The 15,482-nt window shown below is 70.6% G+C and carries 12 protein-coding genes; 7 read left to right on the top strand and 5 right to left on the bottom strand.

Going from position 1 to position 15,482, the window contains the following annotated elements; genetic code table 11:
- Positions 1 to 68 precede the first annotated feature (68 nt).
- On the top strand, positions 69 to 1,862 hold the full coding sequence (locus CK206_RS12740) for an acyl-CoA dehydrogenase (protein WP_254050575.1): 1,794 nt from the start codon (positions 69 to 71) through the stop codon (positions 1,860 to 1,862).
- A gap of 155 nt (positions 1,863 to 2,017) precedes the next feature.
- Here the strand turns inward: CK206_RS12740 and CK206_RS12735 are convergent, their stop codons facing one another.
- The 3 genes from CK206_RS12735 to CK206_RS12725 are packed head-to-tail and all read right to left on the bottom strand — an operon-like array spanning position 2,018 to position 4,127.
- Entirely contained in the window at positions 2,018 to 2,983 is a 966-nt protein-coding gene (locus CK206_RS12735) for an NADPH:quinone oxidoreductase family protein (protein WP_096907435.1), read from the bottom strand.
- A gap of 21 nt (positions 2,984 to 3,004) precedes the next feature.
- Entirely contained in the window at positions 3,005 to 3,442 is a 438-nt protein-coding gene (locus CK206_RS12730) for a hypothetical protein (RefSeq protein ID WP_067719033.1), read from the bottom strand.
- Positions 3,443 to 3,464: 22 nt separating this feature from the next.
- Positions 3,465 to 4,127, bottom strand: a complete 663-nt coding sequence (locus CK206_RS12725) for an SDR family oxidoreductase (RefSeq protein ID WP_069390362.1) — start codon at positions 4,125 to 4,127, stop codon at positions 3,465 to 3,467.
- 176 nt (positions 4,128 to 4,303) lie between these two features.
- On the opposite strand from CK206_RS12725, the gene CK206_RS12720 reads away from it, so the two are divergent.
- A complete protein-coding gene (locus CK206_RS12720; RefSeq protein WP_067719031.1) occupies positions 4,304 to 5,566 on the top strand; it encodes an Ig-like domain-containing protein in 1,263 nt (420 codons plus the stop codon).
- A gap of 149 nt (positions 5,567 to 5,715) precedes the next feature.
- On the opposite strand, the gene CK206_RS12715 is transcribed toward CK206_RS12720, so the two are convergent.
- On the bottom strand, positions 5,716 to 7,191 hold the full coding sequence (locus CK206_RS12715; protein WP_069390359.1) for a peptide MFS transporter: 1,476 nt from the start codon (positions 7,189 to 7,191) through the stop codon (positions 5,716 to 5,718).
- A 226-nt stretch (positions 7,192 to 7,417) separates the two neighbouring features.
- On the opposite strand from CK206_RS12715, the gene CK206_RS12710 reads away from it, so the two are divergent.
- The gene (locus tag CK206_RS12710) at positions 7,418 to 8,779 is read left to right on the top strand and encodes a hemolysin family protein (protein WP_069390358.1); all 1,362 of its coding nucleotides are present in this window, start codon (positions 7,418 to 7,420) and stop codon (positions 8,777 to 8,779) included.
- Positions 8,780 to 8,823: 44 nt separating this feature from the next.
- Positions 8,824 to 9,879: a hemolysin family protein gene (locus tag CK206_RS12705; protein WP_096907434.1), complete on the top strand. Its 1,056-nt coding sequence runs from the start codon at positions 8,824 to 8,826 to the stop codon at positions 9,877 to 9,879.
- A 40-nt stretch (positions 9,880 to 9,919) separates the two neighbouring features.
- Here CK206_RS12705 and CK206_RS12700 read toward each other — a convergent pair whose 3' ends face one another.
- Positions 9,920 to 10,423 carry a DUF4112 domain-containing protein gene (locus tag CK206_RS12700; RefSeq protein ID WP_069390357.1) on the bottom strand — a complete coding sequence of 168 codons (504 nt, stop codon included), beginning with the start codon at positions 10,421 to 10,423 and terminating at the stop codon, positions 9,920 to 9,922.
- 63 nt (positions 10,424 to 10,486) lie between these two features.
- Between CK206_RS12700 and CK206_RS12695 the strand changes: the two genes are divergently transcribed.
- Genes CK206_RS12695 through CK206_RS12685 form a run of 3 tightly spaced genes read left to right on the top strand, consistent with a single transcriptional unit; the run spans position 10,487 to position 15,308 of the window.
- Positions 10,487 to 12,475 carry a penicillin-binding transpeptidase domain-containing protein gene (locus CK206_RS12695; RefSeq protein WP_254050574.1) on the top strand — a complete coding sequence of 663 codons (1,989 nt, stop codon included), beginning with the start codon at positions 10,487 to 10,489 and terminating at the stop codon, positions 12,473 to 12,475.
- Between the two features lie 9 nt (positions 12,476 to 12,484).
- Positions 12,485 to 13,447, top strand: a complete 963-nt coding sequence (locus CK206_RS12690) for an SDR family NAD(P)-dependent oxidoreductase (RefSeq protein ID WP_069389929.1) — start codon at positions 12,485 to 12,487, stop codon at positions 13,445 to 13,447.
- A 49-nt stretch (positions 13,448 to 13,496) separates the two neighbouring features.
- The gene (locus CK206_RS12685) at positions 13,497 to 15,308 is read left to right on the top strand and encodes an acyl-CoA dehydrogenase (protein ID WP_096906611.1); all 1,812 of its coding nucleotides are present in this window, start codon (positions 13,497 to 13,499) and stop codon (positions 15,306 to 15,308) included.
- The last annotated feature ends 174 nt before the right edge of the window (positions 15,309 to 15,482 follow it).

The raw sequence follows: 15,482 nt of genomic DNA, 5'->3' as shown, positions 1-15,482 counted from the left end.
CGACCGCGGGGCGCCGTGCTCTACGGTGGGCACGTGACGCGCCCCCCTGTGCGAACCACCTGTTCGACGTGTTCGGACTCGACGAGATCCTCGAGCGCGACGACGCCACCGAACTCGACGGCGACACGGTCCGCACCATGCTGCGGGAGGCCGCCGCGCTCGCCGAGGGACCGGTCGCCGCGTCGTTCACCACCGCCGACCGCAACCCGCCCACCGTCGACCCCGAGACCCACGAGGTCACTCTCCACCCCGACTACGTGGCCTCCGTCCGCCCCTGGCAGGACGCCGGCTGGGGCCTCGTCGGCGTGGACCCGGCCGTCGGCGGCGTGGCCGCACCGCGCCTGGTGACCTGGGCGATCACCGAGTATCTCGTGGGCGCCAACCCGTCGATCTTCATGTACCTGTCCGGGCCGCTGTTCGCCGGCATCATGCACTCGATCGGCAACGAACAGCAGAAGAAGTGGGCCACCAAGATCATCGAGCGCAACCACGGCTCGTCCATTATGCTCACCGAAGCCGAGGTCGGCTCCGACGTGGGCGCCGTGCGCACCAAGGCGATCCAGCAGCCCGACGGCACCTGGCACATCGAGGGCACCAAACGGTTCATCACCGGCGCCGACACGGGCGACCTGTTCGAGAACATCTGGCACCAGGTGCTCGCCCGGCCCGAGGGCGCCGGCCCCGGCACCAAGGGCCTGAGCTACTTCCTCGTCCCCAAGTACATGCCGGACCCGGAGACCGCCGCGCCGGGCGAGCGCAACGGCGTCTACGCCACCGGCATCGAGAAGAAGACGCGCCTGGCCGCCTTCGCGACCTGTGAGGTGGCGTTCGGCGCGCACGGCCGACCCGCGGTGGGGTTCCTCGCCGGTGACGACCACCTGGGCATCAAGCAGATGTTCAAGACCATCGAGGCCGCCCGGATGATGGTCGGCACCAAGGCCATCTCGACCCTCTCCACGGGCTATCTGAACGCTCTCGAGTTCGCGCGCGAGCGGGTCCAGGGCAACGACATGGCCGACGCCGGAAACCCGGACGCCAAGAAGGTCACCGTCATCCACCACCCCGACGTGCGGCGGTCGCTGCTCACGCAGAAGGCGTACGCCGAGGGGTTGCGCGCGGTGTACCTCTACGCCGCCGCCCACCAGGACATCGTGTCCGCGGAGGTCGTCTCCGGCGCCGGGCCCGAGCTCGCGCACACGGTCAACGACCTGCTCCTGCCGATCGTCAAGGGCGTGGGCTCCGAGCGGTCCTACCAGTGCCTCGCCGAGTCGCTCCAGTGCTTCGGCGGCTCCGGGTACCTCAAGGACTACCCCGTCGAGCAGTACATCCGCGACGCCAAGATCGACTCCCTCTACGAGGGCGCCACCGCGATTCAGGCGCAGGACTTCTTCTTCCGCAAGATCATCCGCGACGGCGGTACCGCACTGGGCCACGTCGCCGCGCAGATCCACCGCACCGTGGACGAGGCCGGTCCCGCCGAGACCGGCCCGGCCGAGCTCGAGACCGCGCGCGCCGGAGTGGCCGGTGCCCTGGCCGACGTCGAGTCGATGGTCGGCTCCCTCACCGAGCACCTCATGGGCGCCCAGGAGGATCCCGAGAAACTCTACCTCATCGGGCTCGGAGCGGTCCCGCTGCTCATGGCCGTCGGCGACCTCATGGTGGGCTGGATGCTCCTGCGCGAGGCGGGCGTGGCGCTGGACCGGCTGCCGGAGGCGACCGGCGACGACCACGACTTCTACACCGGCAAGGCGACGGTGGCGAACTTCTTCGCCCGCGCCCACCTGCCGCAGGTCGGCGCCGCGCGGGCCACCATCGAGGCGCTCGACGTGGACGTCATGCACATGCCCGAGGGCGCGTTCTAGGTCGGGGCCTTCCGGTTCGGCCCGCCGGGCCGGGAGCGCACCTCGTCGTCGTTCCCGGACCCGCCCCTCTCGTCGAGAAGAGCGTTTCGCCCGCGTCTGCCGAGTAGAAGTGGGCGAAACGCTCTTCTCGACGGGGATCTGGGACGGGAGGGAACTCAGCGGCCGGTGGTGAGGACGATCTTGCCCACCGCGCCGCGGCCGTCCATGAGCTCCAGGGCCTCCGTGGCCTGATCCAGGGGGAACTCGGCGCCCACCAGCGGGTCGAGCTTGCCGGCGGCCAGCAGCGGCTCGACCTCGGCCCACTGCTTCTGCAGGTAACCGGGATTGGACATCCAGTACTCGCCCCAGCCCACGCCCACGGCGCTCTTGTTGCCCAGCAGCAGCCGGTTGACCTTGACCGTGGGGATCTCGCCGCCGGTGAACCCGATGACGAGGATCCGCCCCTCCTGGCCGAGGGATCGGATGGAGTCGGTGAACCGGTCCCCGCCCACGGGGTCGACGACGATGTCGACACCCTTCCCACCGGTGAGCTCCTTTACGGCGTCCTTGAAGCCCTTGGGCGCGATGGCGTCGCTCGCCCCGGCCTTCAGCGCCAGGTCCCGCTTCTCCTTCGTGGAGGCCACGGCGATGACGTGGGCACCCATCGCGGTCGCGAACTGGGTGGCCGCGATGCCGATCCCGCCGCCCGCGCCGTGGACCAGCACCGTCTCCCCCGCCTGCAGCCGGCCGCGGTGGGCCAACGCGAAGTGGACGGTGAGCACGTTCATCGGGATCGAGGCGCCCTGCGTGAACGACAGGCTGTCCGGGAGACGGAACACCTGACCGGGATCGGCCGAGACCACCTCGGCGAACCCGCCCAGACCCGGGAACGCGCACACGCGGTCCCCGGCGGCGAAGCCCGAGCCGTCGGGGGCGGACCGCACCACGCCCGCCACCTCCGAGCCGGGGACGAACGGCAGCGGCGGCGAGATCTGGTACTTGCCGCGCGTCTGCAGCACCTCGGGGAAGGTCACCCCGGCGGCGTGGACGTCGATCAGCACCGCACCCGCGTCGGGCTCGGGGACGTCCACCACCTCGAGAGCGGCGGGTCCGTCATGGCTGGAGATGTGGATGGCACGCATGCGGTCCATAGTGTCAGCCCGTCACCGAACGCGTGCGCCCTCCGCCTCACGCTGGTGCCGCCGACGGCGGAGCAGGTGCAGGGCCAGCCCCACCGCCACGAACACCTGACCGATCTGGAAGGCCAGTGCCATGACGATGAACTCGCGGCCGAACGTCGTCGGCGAGATGAGGAGTGCTGCGCAGATGCCCAGCAGGACGACCGTGATGAGCTGCCCGCCCGCCAGGAACCTCCGCGGGTTCGTGGTGAGCTGACGACGGAACGCCATCAACAGCGAGTTGAGCGCCACCAGCAGGCACACCGGGACACCGATCTGGGCCGGGAAGAGGAACAGCACCACGAACAGCGGGTGGGAACTGAGGGTGACCGTGCCCTCGAACAGGAACTGCGGTACACTCCACAGGGCCGTGAGCAGCGCGCAGATCACCGAGATCCACGAACCGCCCACGAGGATCCTCACGCGGAGAGGATAACGCCGCGGGTCACTCCCTCGTCAGCGCCTCACCGATCGGGATGTCGCCGTCCGAGAATTCGATGGTGCGACCGGCGGTGTCCGGGCGGCGCAGGACGGCGGCGATGACAGCGGCCACCGCGTCCCTGCTGGTCGACCGGTCCTCACGCTTGTCGTCGCCCACCCCGATGGTCTCGCCGCCGGGATCGTCGGTCAGTGCCCCCGGCCCGAGGATCGTCCACCCCAGGTCCGAATCGCGCAGGTGCGCGTCCGCGGCACCCTTGGCCTCCGCGTACGGGAAGAACGAGTCGTCCTCCGGGACGCCGTGGTCGGGGCCCGCGCCGTCGTAGGAGACCATGACGTAGCGTCCCACCTCCTCGGCGGCGCTCGCGTCCATCGAGCGGATGGCGGCGTCACGGTCCACCGCGAAGGTGCGGTCGGGGTTCCCGCCGCCGGCGCCGGCGGTCCAGACGACCGCCCCGCTGCCGCGCACGATCTCGCGGAGCCCATCGACGTCGAGCGTCTCCACGTCCGCGACGACAGGGTTCGCACCCGCGGCGCGGACGTCGTCGGCGTGATCGGGATTGCGGATCACCGAATACACCTCGGCACCCGCCTCGGACAGGATCCTGGCGGCGCGGAGGCCGACCTTGCCGTGGCCGCCGATGATGGTCACTGGTTTGTCGATGCTCATCCTTCCGTTGTACGCCTCCGCGTTCGCCAGCGGGGACTCCCCGGTTCGATCACGAATCCACAACGACCGGGCGTCCGTCGGTCCGGCGATTGGCCCGGTGTCGGACCCGGAGTGCATCATGTGGACATAAGCCGGGACTCACCGGCGGCCCCGCGTTCGTTCTTTCGGAGTACCGCATGTCCCTGTCCAGGTCTCGAACCCACTCTGCTCGGGCGGTGCCGGGTCCCCTCGGCCTGCTCGCCGCTCTCCTCGCCCTGCTCCTGGTCACCGCCGGGTGCACGATCCCGATGCCCGTCGGTTCCGCCGGGGAGACGACGCCCACGACTCCGACCTCCGAGGCGCCCGCCCCGGCGACGCTGGAGGTGACCCCGGCCGACGGTGCCACGGAGGTCGCCGTGGTGGACGGTGTCCGGGCCACCGTGGAGAACGGGACCATCACGGACGCCGTGCTCACCAACGATGCCGGCAAGGAGATCGAGGGCGAACTCTCACGCGACGGTTCCCAGTGGAAGCCGGCCGTCACCCTCGGATACGGGCGCACCTACACCCTTGAGATCACGTACGAGGGCGCGGCCGGCGGGAGCCGGAGCGACACCCGCACGTTCACCATGGCCGATCCGCTGGCCGTCGTCACGCCCAGCCTCGTCACCACGGGCGGGGCCGCCCTCGAGTCCGACCGTGAGTACGGCGTCGGGATCATCGTCGCGGCCAGGTTCGACCAGCCGATCGCCGATCGCGACGAGGCCGAGAAGCACATGACGGTCACGACGACCCCCGAGGTCGAGGGCAACTGGTTCTGGCTCAACGACTCGACCGCGCACTGGCGGCCCCGCGACTATTACGAGCCCGGCACGCGCGTGCAGGTCGCGCTGGACGTCGAGGGACGCAGCCTCGGCGGCGGGCAGTGGGGCGGGGCGAGCGCGGAAGCCGACTTCACCATCGGCGAGCGTCGCGTGGCGATCGCCGACGACGCGACCAAGACCGTCACCGTCTACCACGACCAGAAACCCGTGAGGGTCATGCCGACCTCCATGGGCAAGGGCGGATGGGCCACCTACGGCGACGTGACGATGCACTTCTGGACCCAGCCGGGCAACTACACGGTGCTCGACAAGGCCAGTTCCGTGGTGATGGACTCCTCGACCTACGGCCTGCCGTTGTCCGCCGGGTACAAGGTGACCGTCGACCACGGTGTGCGCCTCACGAACGACGGGATCTACCTCCACGCGCTCGAGTCGTCGATGTGGGCACAGGGGAACACCAACACCTCGCACGGCTGCCTCAACCTGTCGCCCACCGACGCGAAGTGGTACTTCGACCAGGCCGTGACGGGCGATGTCGTGGAGGTCAAAGGCACGGGCGGACCCGAACTCGGGGTCTGGCAGAACGGTGACTGGTCGGTGCCGTGGGAGGTCTGGCAGTCCGGCTCCGCCGACTGACGTCCCCCCACGTCCCCGCACGCGGCCCACGTAGCCCACGCGACCTACGAAATCCGCTATCCGGATTCCTGATCTGCGCTCCCGAATGGAGTAGCCGATCCGGAATCCGGATAGCGGATCTTCTTATCTCGTGTTGTCTGGGGGCGGAGTCAGCGCACGCCCATCATGTTCTTCCTGATCCACGGCGACAACGCGGCCATGATCCCGGCCAGGACGATCGAGGCGACGCCCAGCACGAGGAAGTAGTTGCGCTCGGCGCCGGCGTCCGTCGGGTCGTAGTACCCCGCGAGCACACCGGACAACGCGCTGCCGATCGAGACGCTGAGGAAGAACAGCGCGACCATCTGCGTCTTGAACGCCTCCGGGGCGAGCTTGGTGGACAGGGACTGGCCAACCGGCGAGAGCAGCAGCTCGGCCATCGTGAACAGGAACAGGATCCCGACGATGCCCAGTAGCGGCGTCGCCACACTGCCCACGAAGAACAGGAACACCAGGTAGGCGATGCCCATGATGAGGTTCGCCAGGGCGAACTTCATCGGGCTCGAGGGCTGACGGTTCCCGAGCTTGACCCAGAGCGTCGCGAACACGGCGGCGAAGATGATGATGAACAGCGGGTTGATGGACTGCACCCAGCTCGCCGGCATCTCCCAGCCGCCCAGGTTGCGGTCCAGTCGCTGGTCGGAATAGATCGCGATCACCGTGAACTGCTGCTGGAACAGGGCCCAGAACGCCACCGAGGCCACGAACATCGGGATGAACGAGACCACCCGGCTGCGCTCGATCGGCTCCGTCTTCGCACTGGTGATGAGGAGGGCGAACAGCGCGATCGCGCCGACCACGGCGATCGCGGTGACGATGTCCGCCAGTGACTCCAGCGGCACGAGGCCGGTGGCGATGGCTGCGACGACGAGCGCCGCCACGACCGCGCCGATCCCCAGGTAGCGGACCCGCTGCGGCCGCGGGAGCGGGTCGGGGACGACAGCGCCGACGCCCTTGAGGGTGGCGCCGCGCATCGCGACGTACTGGATGAGCCCGATTGCCATACCCGCGGCCGCCGCCCCGAAGCCCCAGTGGAAGCCGAAGTTGTCCCACAGCACCCCGGTGAGCAGCGGGCCCGTCAGACCGCCGATGTTGACCGCCATGTAGTAGATTGAGAACGCGGCGTCCCGCCGGTCGTCGGTCCGGCGGTACATGTCGCCGACCACCGTGGAGGTGGTGGCCTTGAGGGTTCCCGCACCGACACCGACCAGCACGAGGCCGATGCCCAGGCCGATCGCCCCGGGTACGAGCGCCAGGGACAGGTGGCCGAGCATGATCATCACGGCTGCGCCGAACAGCGTCCTCTCGGCGCCGAGGAGGCGGTCCGAGACCCAGCCGCCCAGGATCGCGGAGGCGTACACCAGACCGCCGTACGCGCCGACGATCGAGGCGGCGATCTCCTGGGAGTAGCCGAGTCCGCCGTCGCCGACCGCGTAGTAGATGTAGTACGCCAGCAGACCCTGCATGCCGTAGAAACTGAACCGCTCCCACAGTTCGATCCCCGACAGGTTCGCCAATCCGAGTGGGTGGCCGAAGAACCTGCGGTCCGAATCGGCGAGAGCCACCTCGGCGTTCCGAGTTGTCATGTACGTCAGTGATACTCCTGCTCCCCGAGCCGGACAAAACCGGTGCCGCGCGAGCTGCCCCGTAGGGGTGGGAGTCGACAATCGGTGCCCCAGACGGGAGAATCGGACCGATCAGCCCGGGCGATCTGCCCCGGGCGTAATCGAGAAGCGCAGGAGCACCTCCAGTGAGCCGAGCCGACACCCCGGCCCGATCTATCAGCCCCCTTCACCGAAGGGGGGACACCGGATGAGCATCGCGCTCTCACTCCTGGTCGGCGTCGTCGTCGTCCTGGCCATCACCGCGCTCACGGGCTACTTCGTGGCGCAGGAATTCGCCTTCATGGCCGTTGATCGCTCGCGGATGGGGGCTGCCGCCGAAAAGGGCGACCCCGTCGCCGACCGCGTACTCGGGGTCACCAGGCGGACCTCGTTCATGCTGTCGGGTGCGCAGCTGGGCATCACCGTCACGACCCTCGTCGTCGGCTACGTGGCCGAGCCACTCATCGGGCGGGCCCTGGGCGAACTACTCGGTCTGGCCTCCGTTCCACAGGCCATCGGCGTCGGTGTGGGCACGGTCCTGGCCCTGCTGTTCTCGACCGTCGTGCAGATGCTCTTCGGCGAGCTCGTGCCCAAGAACCTGGCGATCGCCAAACCCGAACCCGTCGCCCGCTGGTTGGCGCGGTCGACCACCATCTACCTGGCGCTGTTCGGCTGGCTCATCGGGCTGTTCGACAAGGCGTCCGAGGCCCTGCTCAAGGCCGTCGGCATCGAGCCGGTGCACGACAAGGAGCACTCCGCCACCGCCCGCGACCTCGAGCACATCGTCCACGAGTCCAGCGAGACCGGCGAACTCTCCCCCGAGCTCAGCCGCCTGTTGGACCGGATGCTCGACTTCCCCGGACAGCCGGCGGAGCACGCGATGATCCCGCGCTCCCGTACCGACGTGGTCCGCGGGGAGGACGCGGTCCCGGACGTGCTGTCGAAGATGGCCACCGGCCACACCCGCTACCCCGTGGTCGGTGAGGACTCCGACGACGTCATCGGCATCGTCGACCTGCACGACCTGCTGGTGATCTGCGACGACGAGCGGGACACCTCCCTGACCCTGGTGTCGGAGGTCATGCGGGCCCCGATCGTCGTGCCCACCTCCCTGCCGTTGCCCGAGGTGGCGGCGCGCCTGAGCGAACAGAAGGCCGAGATGGCCGTGGTCGTCGACGAGTACGGCGGGTTCGCCGGAGTCGTGACGATGGAGGACATGGCGGAGGAGATCGTCGGGGAGATCGCCGACGAGCACGACCCTCAGGCCGCCGGGGACGCCCCGGTCAGTGAGGGGTTGGGCTGGGTCCTGGGGGGCGACACCCACCTGGACGAGGTCGAGCGCCTGCTCGACATCACCCTGCCGGAGGTCGACGCCGAGACGCTGGGCGGCCTCGTCGTCGAGACGATCGGCGACCTGCCGGACGTCGGCGACAGGGTGGACATCCCGCTGCCCGACACCGACATCCTCGAGGAGGTCTCCGCCGATCGCGTCCTGCGGGCCGAGGTCCGTCGTCTCGAGCGTCGCGTCCCCGCCGAGCTGCATATCGTGGTCGAGGAGGCCACACGATGACCCCCACCACGACCCTCATGGCCGCCGAGGCCCAGTCCGGACTCATGAGCAATCCCTGGGTGGTCCTGGCCGCGACCGTCCTGCTCATCGCGGCGTCCGCGTTCTTCGTGGCCGTCGAGTTCTCCCTCATCTCCGCGCGGCGCCACCGCCTCGAGGACGCCGCCGCCACCAGCAGGGCCGCCCGGGCGGCCCTGCGCAACGCCTCCGAACTCACCCTCCTGCTGGCGGGAGCGCAGCTGGGGATCACGCTGTGTGCACTGGCGCTGGGGTCGATCACCAAGCCCGCCGTGCACCACTGGCTCACCCCGGTCTTCTCCGGCTGGGGCCTGCCGTTGTGGACCGCCGACGTCATCGCGTTCATCCTCGCGCTGATCATCGTGACGTTCCTGCACCTCGTGGTGGGCGAGATGGCCCCCAAGTCGTGGTCGATCACGCATCCCGAGTACTCGGCCACCCTGCTGGCGATCCCGATGCGGGCGTTCCTCTGGCTCACCCGTCCGCTCCTGGTCGCCCTCAACGCCATAGCGAACAACATCCTGCACCGGCTGGGTGTCGAGTCGAGGGACGAGGTGTCCGCCGGTCAGGACGCCGATTCACTGCGCGAGCTCGTGCGGCACTCCGGTGAGGCGGGGACCCTGGACGACACCCATCAGCGCCAGCTGCTCAGCGCCCTCGAGCTGCAGGAGCTCACCGTGGGCGACCTGCTCGGGGAGCGCGGGGTCGACACGCCCGCCTCGCCGGAGGAGATGTCCTCCGTCGGCGCGGACGCCACCCCGGGCGAGATCCGCGACACCGCCCGCCGCACCGGCCACCTGCGGCTACTGGTCCTCGAGGACGACACCGCCGTCGGCGTGGTGCACGCGCGGGACGCCATCGACGTCGAGGGGCCGGCCACCGCCCGCGAACTCATGCGGTCGAGCCTGTCCCTCGAGCACGACCTGACCGTCGCCGAGGCGTTCCGCCGGATGCGCGACGCACGGGCGCACCTCGTCGTCGTCGAACAATCCGGCGGGCACCCGGGCACCCACGTCTCCGAGGTCCGCGGCGTCCTCACCCTCGACGACGTGGTCCGTCGCCTCCTGCCCGTCACCTCGGGGTAGATAGGCGGGGGGTAGATCGGCGCAGGTGGACCGGCGCGGGTCAGATCCGGCTGATGAGCCAGACCACGCCGAACAGCGCCAGCCCGGCGATCCCGAGCAGGACCAGCAGCATGAGCCCGACCGCGCCGATCGCCCTCAGCAGGTAGCCGCGCGCGTCGGTGTCGACGCGTCTGCCGTCGGCGATGGTGCGGTCGACCAGCCGCAGGTTCTTGGACGTGGCCTTGTGGGCGGCATCGGCGACGTCACCGACGAACGGGATCAGCCCGAGCACGGCGTCCACCAGGTAGTTCCAGCCCATCCGGAACAGGATCCGCACGGGCACCCGGTTGCGCACCGCCTCGGCGAACACGGCGGCCGCGAACACGGTGCCGACCGCGTCGCCGACCACCGGGACCAGCCCGATCACCGGATCCAGACCGACGCGATAGCGGGTGCCGGGGATGCGGACGAGGTCGTCGAGCACGCGCGCGAGACCGGTGGTGACCGGGGAGACACCGGTGCGGTCGACGGGTGCCGGGGCGGGGTCGGGACGGTCGGGGTTCACGGGCCCGAGCCTACGGTCCGCGCTCCCGGTGCGCCCGGGCCCGGGATCTGGTTTCGTGGAGAGATGATGCCCACGCCCGCCTCTCAGCCGAGTCTCCGCCCGCTGCGGCCCCACCGCGATCCCGGCGCGACCCGGCACCCGCATCGTCGCGCCGGAGGCCTCGTGGCGGCGGCCCTCGCCGTCGTGCTCGTGGGGTCGGGGTGCGCCGCGCTGACCGGCGACACGGGCGCCGACGAGGTGGACCAGTTCCTGGCCGCCCTCAATCGGGGCGACGTGACGGGCGCGGCCGCGCTGACCACCGACCCGGCCGCCGCGGAGGAGACCATCATCGCGAGCGTCGAGGGGATGGGGTTGCCCGCGATCTCCGCGACCACCACCGGCGACGACGGGCGCCCCGACCGCGACCCGGTGACGGTGGAGATCACGTGGGACATGGGCGCCGCCGGAGCCGACGATGAAGGCGGCGAGAACGAGGGCGGCGCCGACGGTTCTGGTGACGACGACGAGGCGGGCTCCGGCCCGGCCGGCGGGGACGAGGCTGCCGGCGCCGGGACGCGCAGCGTGACCACCCGCGGCGAGGTGCGGACGACCGAGGTGGGCGACCAGTGGAAGGTGCAGTGGGCGCCGACGGTGCTCGACACCCGGCTGGCCGAGGGGGGTCGGCTGACGTTCGCCGAGGAACTCGACTGGGACACCGATATCCTCGACCGGACCGGCGAGCCGCTCATGCAGTGGACGCCGGTCACCGCGGTGACGCTCGCACCCGACGCCGCCGGCTCCGCGGACGCGGTCGCGTCGCTGGTCAGCGGGGCCGCACCGTCGATCACCGGTCAGACGATCCGCGACGGGATGGCCGAGGCCGGCGACCAGCCGTACCAGGTCGTGGCGTTGCGCCCGGCGGACATCCAACCGATCCGCGATCAGCTCGCCGCGGTCCCGGGCGTGAGCCTGCCGGAGCAGGGCCAGCTCATCCGCACCGACCGCGACCTGGATTCCCCCGCCCTCGACGGCCTGCCGAACGCCTGGACGGAGGCGCTGCAGTCCGAGGCCGGGTGGTCGGCGCAGATCGTCAACCCCGGCGCCGAACCGATCGAGATCGGGGGCGCACCGGCCGGAGAGGTCGACGACCTGGTCTCGATGGTCCAGATCTCGATGCAGCGTGAGGCCCAGCGGGCCGTGGACGGAAGCGGGTTGGCCGCGTCGATCGTGGCGATCCAGCCCTCCACCGGCGGGGTGCTGGCCGTGGCCCAGAACTCCGCCGCAGACCGACAGGGGCCCGTCTCCCTGCAGGGGCGCTTCCCGCCGGGGTCGACGTTCAAGGTGGTCACCACCGCCGCCGCGCTCTCCGCCGGCGTCGTGGGCCCGGACGAGATCGTGCCGTGCCCGGCGTCGGTCACCGTCTCGGGCCGGACGATCCCCAACGACGACGACTTCGAGCTGGGCCCCGTCCCCCTGGAGACGGCGTTCGCCCGGTCGTGCAACACCACTCAGGCCGTCATCAGCGACCGCCTGGAACCCGCGGCGATGAAGGACACCGCCGCGACACTGGGCCTCGGCGTCGGGTTCTTCACCCCGGGGCTGAACACCTACACCGGGGAGGTGCCCGTCACCGAGCAGGGCCCGGCCCGGGTCGAGGCGGCGATCGGGCAGGGCGAGGTGCTGGCCAGCCCGTTCGGCATGGCCGTGATGACGGCGTCGCTCGCGAACGGTGGCCGGATGATCCTGCCACAGCTCATCGACGGGATGCCCGCGGTCGCCAACGACTCCCCGGAGCCGCTCGACCCGGCCGTGGTCGACACCCTGCGCCGCTACATGGTGCAGACCGTGCAGTCGGGCACCGCGACGGCCGCGAGGTCCGTGCCCGGCCTGGGCGGCAAGACCGGCACCGCCGAGGTGGGCAGCGGGCCGGCGCACGGTTGGTTCGTGGGCTTCACCGGGGACATCGCGGTGGCCGTTCTCCTCGAGGGCGCGGACTCTTCGGGCCCGGCGGTGGAGCTGGCCGCCGACTTCCTCGGGGGTGTCGGCCAACCGGCTCCCCTGGCGGCTCGGTAGTTTCGGCACATGCGCCTGCCCAAGGTCTCGCTCCCCGAATTGTCCCTGCCCGATCTGTCCCTGCAGAATCTGCCGCTGCCCGGCCTCGACCGGCTGCCGTTCTCGTCGTCGTCCCCCTCCCCCACCGACACCCACCGCCGCGTCCTGGTGACCGGCGGCGCCTCCGGCCTCGGTCTGGCCCTGGCGACGGCGTTCCTCGAGCGCGGCGACCGGGTGATCATCGCCGACCTCGCCCCCACCGACGACCGCCCCGACTCCGTGCCCGCCGACGCCCACTACCTCCGGCTCGACGTGCGCTCGGAGGACGAGTGGCAGGCCGCACGCGTCGAGGTCGAGCAGATCTGGGGCGGCCTGGACGTGCTCGTCAACAACGCCGGCATCGCCCAGGGCGGCCGCATCGAGATGCTCACCGAGGACGACTGGCGGCAGATCGTCGACATCAACCTGCTCGGCGTCGCGCGCGGATGCCGCACCTTCGTCCCGATGCTCAAGGCGCAGGGCAGCGGTCACCTCGTCAACACCGCTTCTCTCGCCGGCCTCGTCCACCCGCCCACCATGTCCTCCTACACGGCGGTCAAGGCGGCGGTCGTGGCGATCTCCGAGAGCCTGCGGTGGGAGCTCGAGCCGTTCGGCGTGGACGTGTCGGTGCTGTGCCCGTCCTTCTTCCGCACCAACCTCGCCTCCAGTCTCAACGCCTCCGACCCCGCCGCCAGCGGGTTCGCGAGCAAGCTCATCGACCGCTCCGAGCGGGGCGCCGACGAGATCGCCGCGGAGGTGATGACGGGCCTGGACGCCAAGCAGTTCCTCATCCTCCCCGACCCCGACGCCCGCAAGTCCTACCGTGCCAAGCGGTTCCTCCCCGCCGCGTACGCCAGGACCATGCTCGGCATGGGCCAGAAGTTCGCGGCGGCGACACGGGCCACGGGCGGGTCGGGCGCCGAGGCCGGGGGAACGGGCGCGACGGGCACGTGAGCACCGGGGGCGGCGCGCGCTGGTACCGCGCGCTAGTACCCTGCGGGGCATGACCCCCTCGCACCTGCTCTCCCGCGCCGACCTCGACTTCCTCCTGCACGACTGGCTCCGTGTCTCCGAGCTGTGCGAGCGGGAACGGTACGCGGAGCACTCGCGCGAGACGATCGACTCCGTGGTGGACCTGTCGGCCGAACTCGCCGAGAAGCACTTCGCGCCCCACTTCCGCAAAGCCGACCTCACCGAGCCCCGGTTGGTCGGCGAGGACGTGGAGCTCATCCCCGAGATCGGCGAGGCACTCGCGAAGTTCGCCGAGGCCGACCTCGTGGGTGCGGCGATGGACGAGCGGGTCGGCGGCATGCAGCTGCCCTACACCGCCTACCTGGCGTGCATGGCCTGGTTCTACGCCGCGAACATCTCCACCGCGGCCTACCCGTTGCTCACCACCGGCAACGCCAACCTGCTCATCGAGCACGGCTCCGACGAGCAGATCGAGCGGTACGTCAAGCCGATGATCGAGGGCCGCTTCACGGGGACGATGTGCCTGTCCGAGCCGCAGGCCGGGTCCAACCTCGCCGACATCACCACCCGCGCCGAGCCGCAGCCCGACGGCACCTACCGGCTGTTCGGGCAGAAGATGTGGATCTCCGGCGGCGAGCACCAGATGGCCGAGAACATCGTGCACCTGGTGCTGGCGAAGGTTCCCGGGTCGCCGGCGGGCACCCGCGGCATCAGCCTGTTCGTCGTGCCGAAGTTCCTGGTCACCGACGACGGCACGATCGGCGAGCGCAACGACATCGTCATCACCGGCCTCAACCACAAGATGGGCTTCCGCGGCACGGTCAACACCATGCCCACGCTGGGCCAGGGCATGCACACCCCCGGCGGTCGGGCGGGCGCGATCGGGTACCTCGTCGGAGAGGAGAACACCGGCCTCAAGAAGATGTTCACCATGATGAACGAGGCCCGCCTCGGCGTGGGCCTCGGCGCGACCGCCATCGGCTACACCGGGTACCTCAAGTCGCTGGACTACGCCCGGAACCGTCCCCAGGGCCGGCAGGTCGGGGCGGACCCGTCATCGCCGCAGGTCATGCTCACCGGCCACGCGGACGTGCGCCGCATGCTGCTGGCCCAGAAATCGTACGTGGAGGGCGCCCTCGCCCTGGGGCTGTACTGCGCGCGACTGATCGACGACGAGAAGACCGGATCCCCGGAGGAGTCGGCGGTGGCGAAGATGCTGCTCGACGTCCTCACCCCGATCGCCAAATCGTGGCCCTCGCAGTGGTGTCTCAAGGCCAACGAGCTCGCGGTGCAGGTGCTGGGCGGGGCCGGCTACACCATCGACTACGACGTGGAGCAGCACTACCGCGACAACCGTCTCAACCCGATCCACGAGGGCACGCACGGTATCCAGGGCCAGGACCTGCTGGGACGCAAGGTAATGGCCGGTGGCGGGGCCGGGTTGGCCGCGCTGACCGGGCGGATCACCCAGGCGTGTGACCGGGCTGCCGAGGCGGGCGGGTCCGCGGCCGAGATGGCCGCGCTGCTGCGCCCGCGCGTCACCCGCCTCATCGAGGTCACCACCGCGCTGGCGGAGGTGGGGGCCACGGATCCGGAGGCCTTCCTGGCCGACGCCACCGAGTACCTCGAGGCCGCCGGGCATGTGGTGATCGCCTGGATCTGGGTCGAACAGGTGATGGCACTGGGCGCGCGCACCGGCGACGAGGACGACGCCTTCGCCGCGGGCAAGCTCAGGGCCGCGGAGTACTTCCTGCGCCGCGAGCTCCCGATCGTCGACGCCAAGTTCGACCTGCTCGCCGCGGGCGACCGCACGACGCTGGACATGCGCGACGACTGGTTCTGACCTCTGGTTCTGACCCGGGTCCGGTGCTGGACCGCGCCCGGTTCGGCCGACCGCTCGGCGGCGGCACACGACGAGGCCCGGGCCGGCGCTCTCGCGTCGGCCCGGGCCTCGTCTCGTCTGGTCGACCTCACCGGATGGGCGGGAGTTCAGGGCACCCGTCCGCGGTGTTCGGTC

The organism is Dietzia sp. WMMA184 (genome assembly GCF_002441635.1).
Lineage (GTDB): Bacteria > Actinomycetota > Actinomycetes > Mycobacteriales > Mycobacteriaceae > Dietzia > Dietzia kunjamensis.
This window is presented reverse-complemented; position numbering and strand designations above follow the sequence as displayed.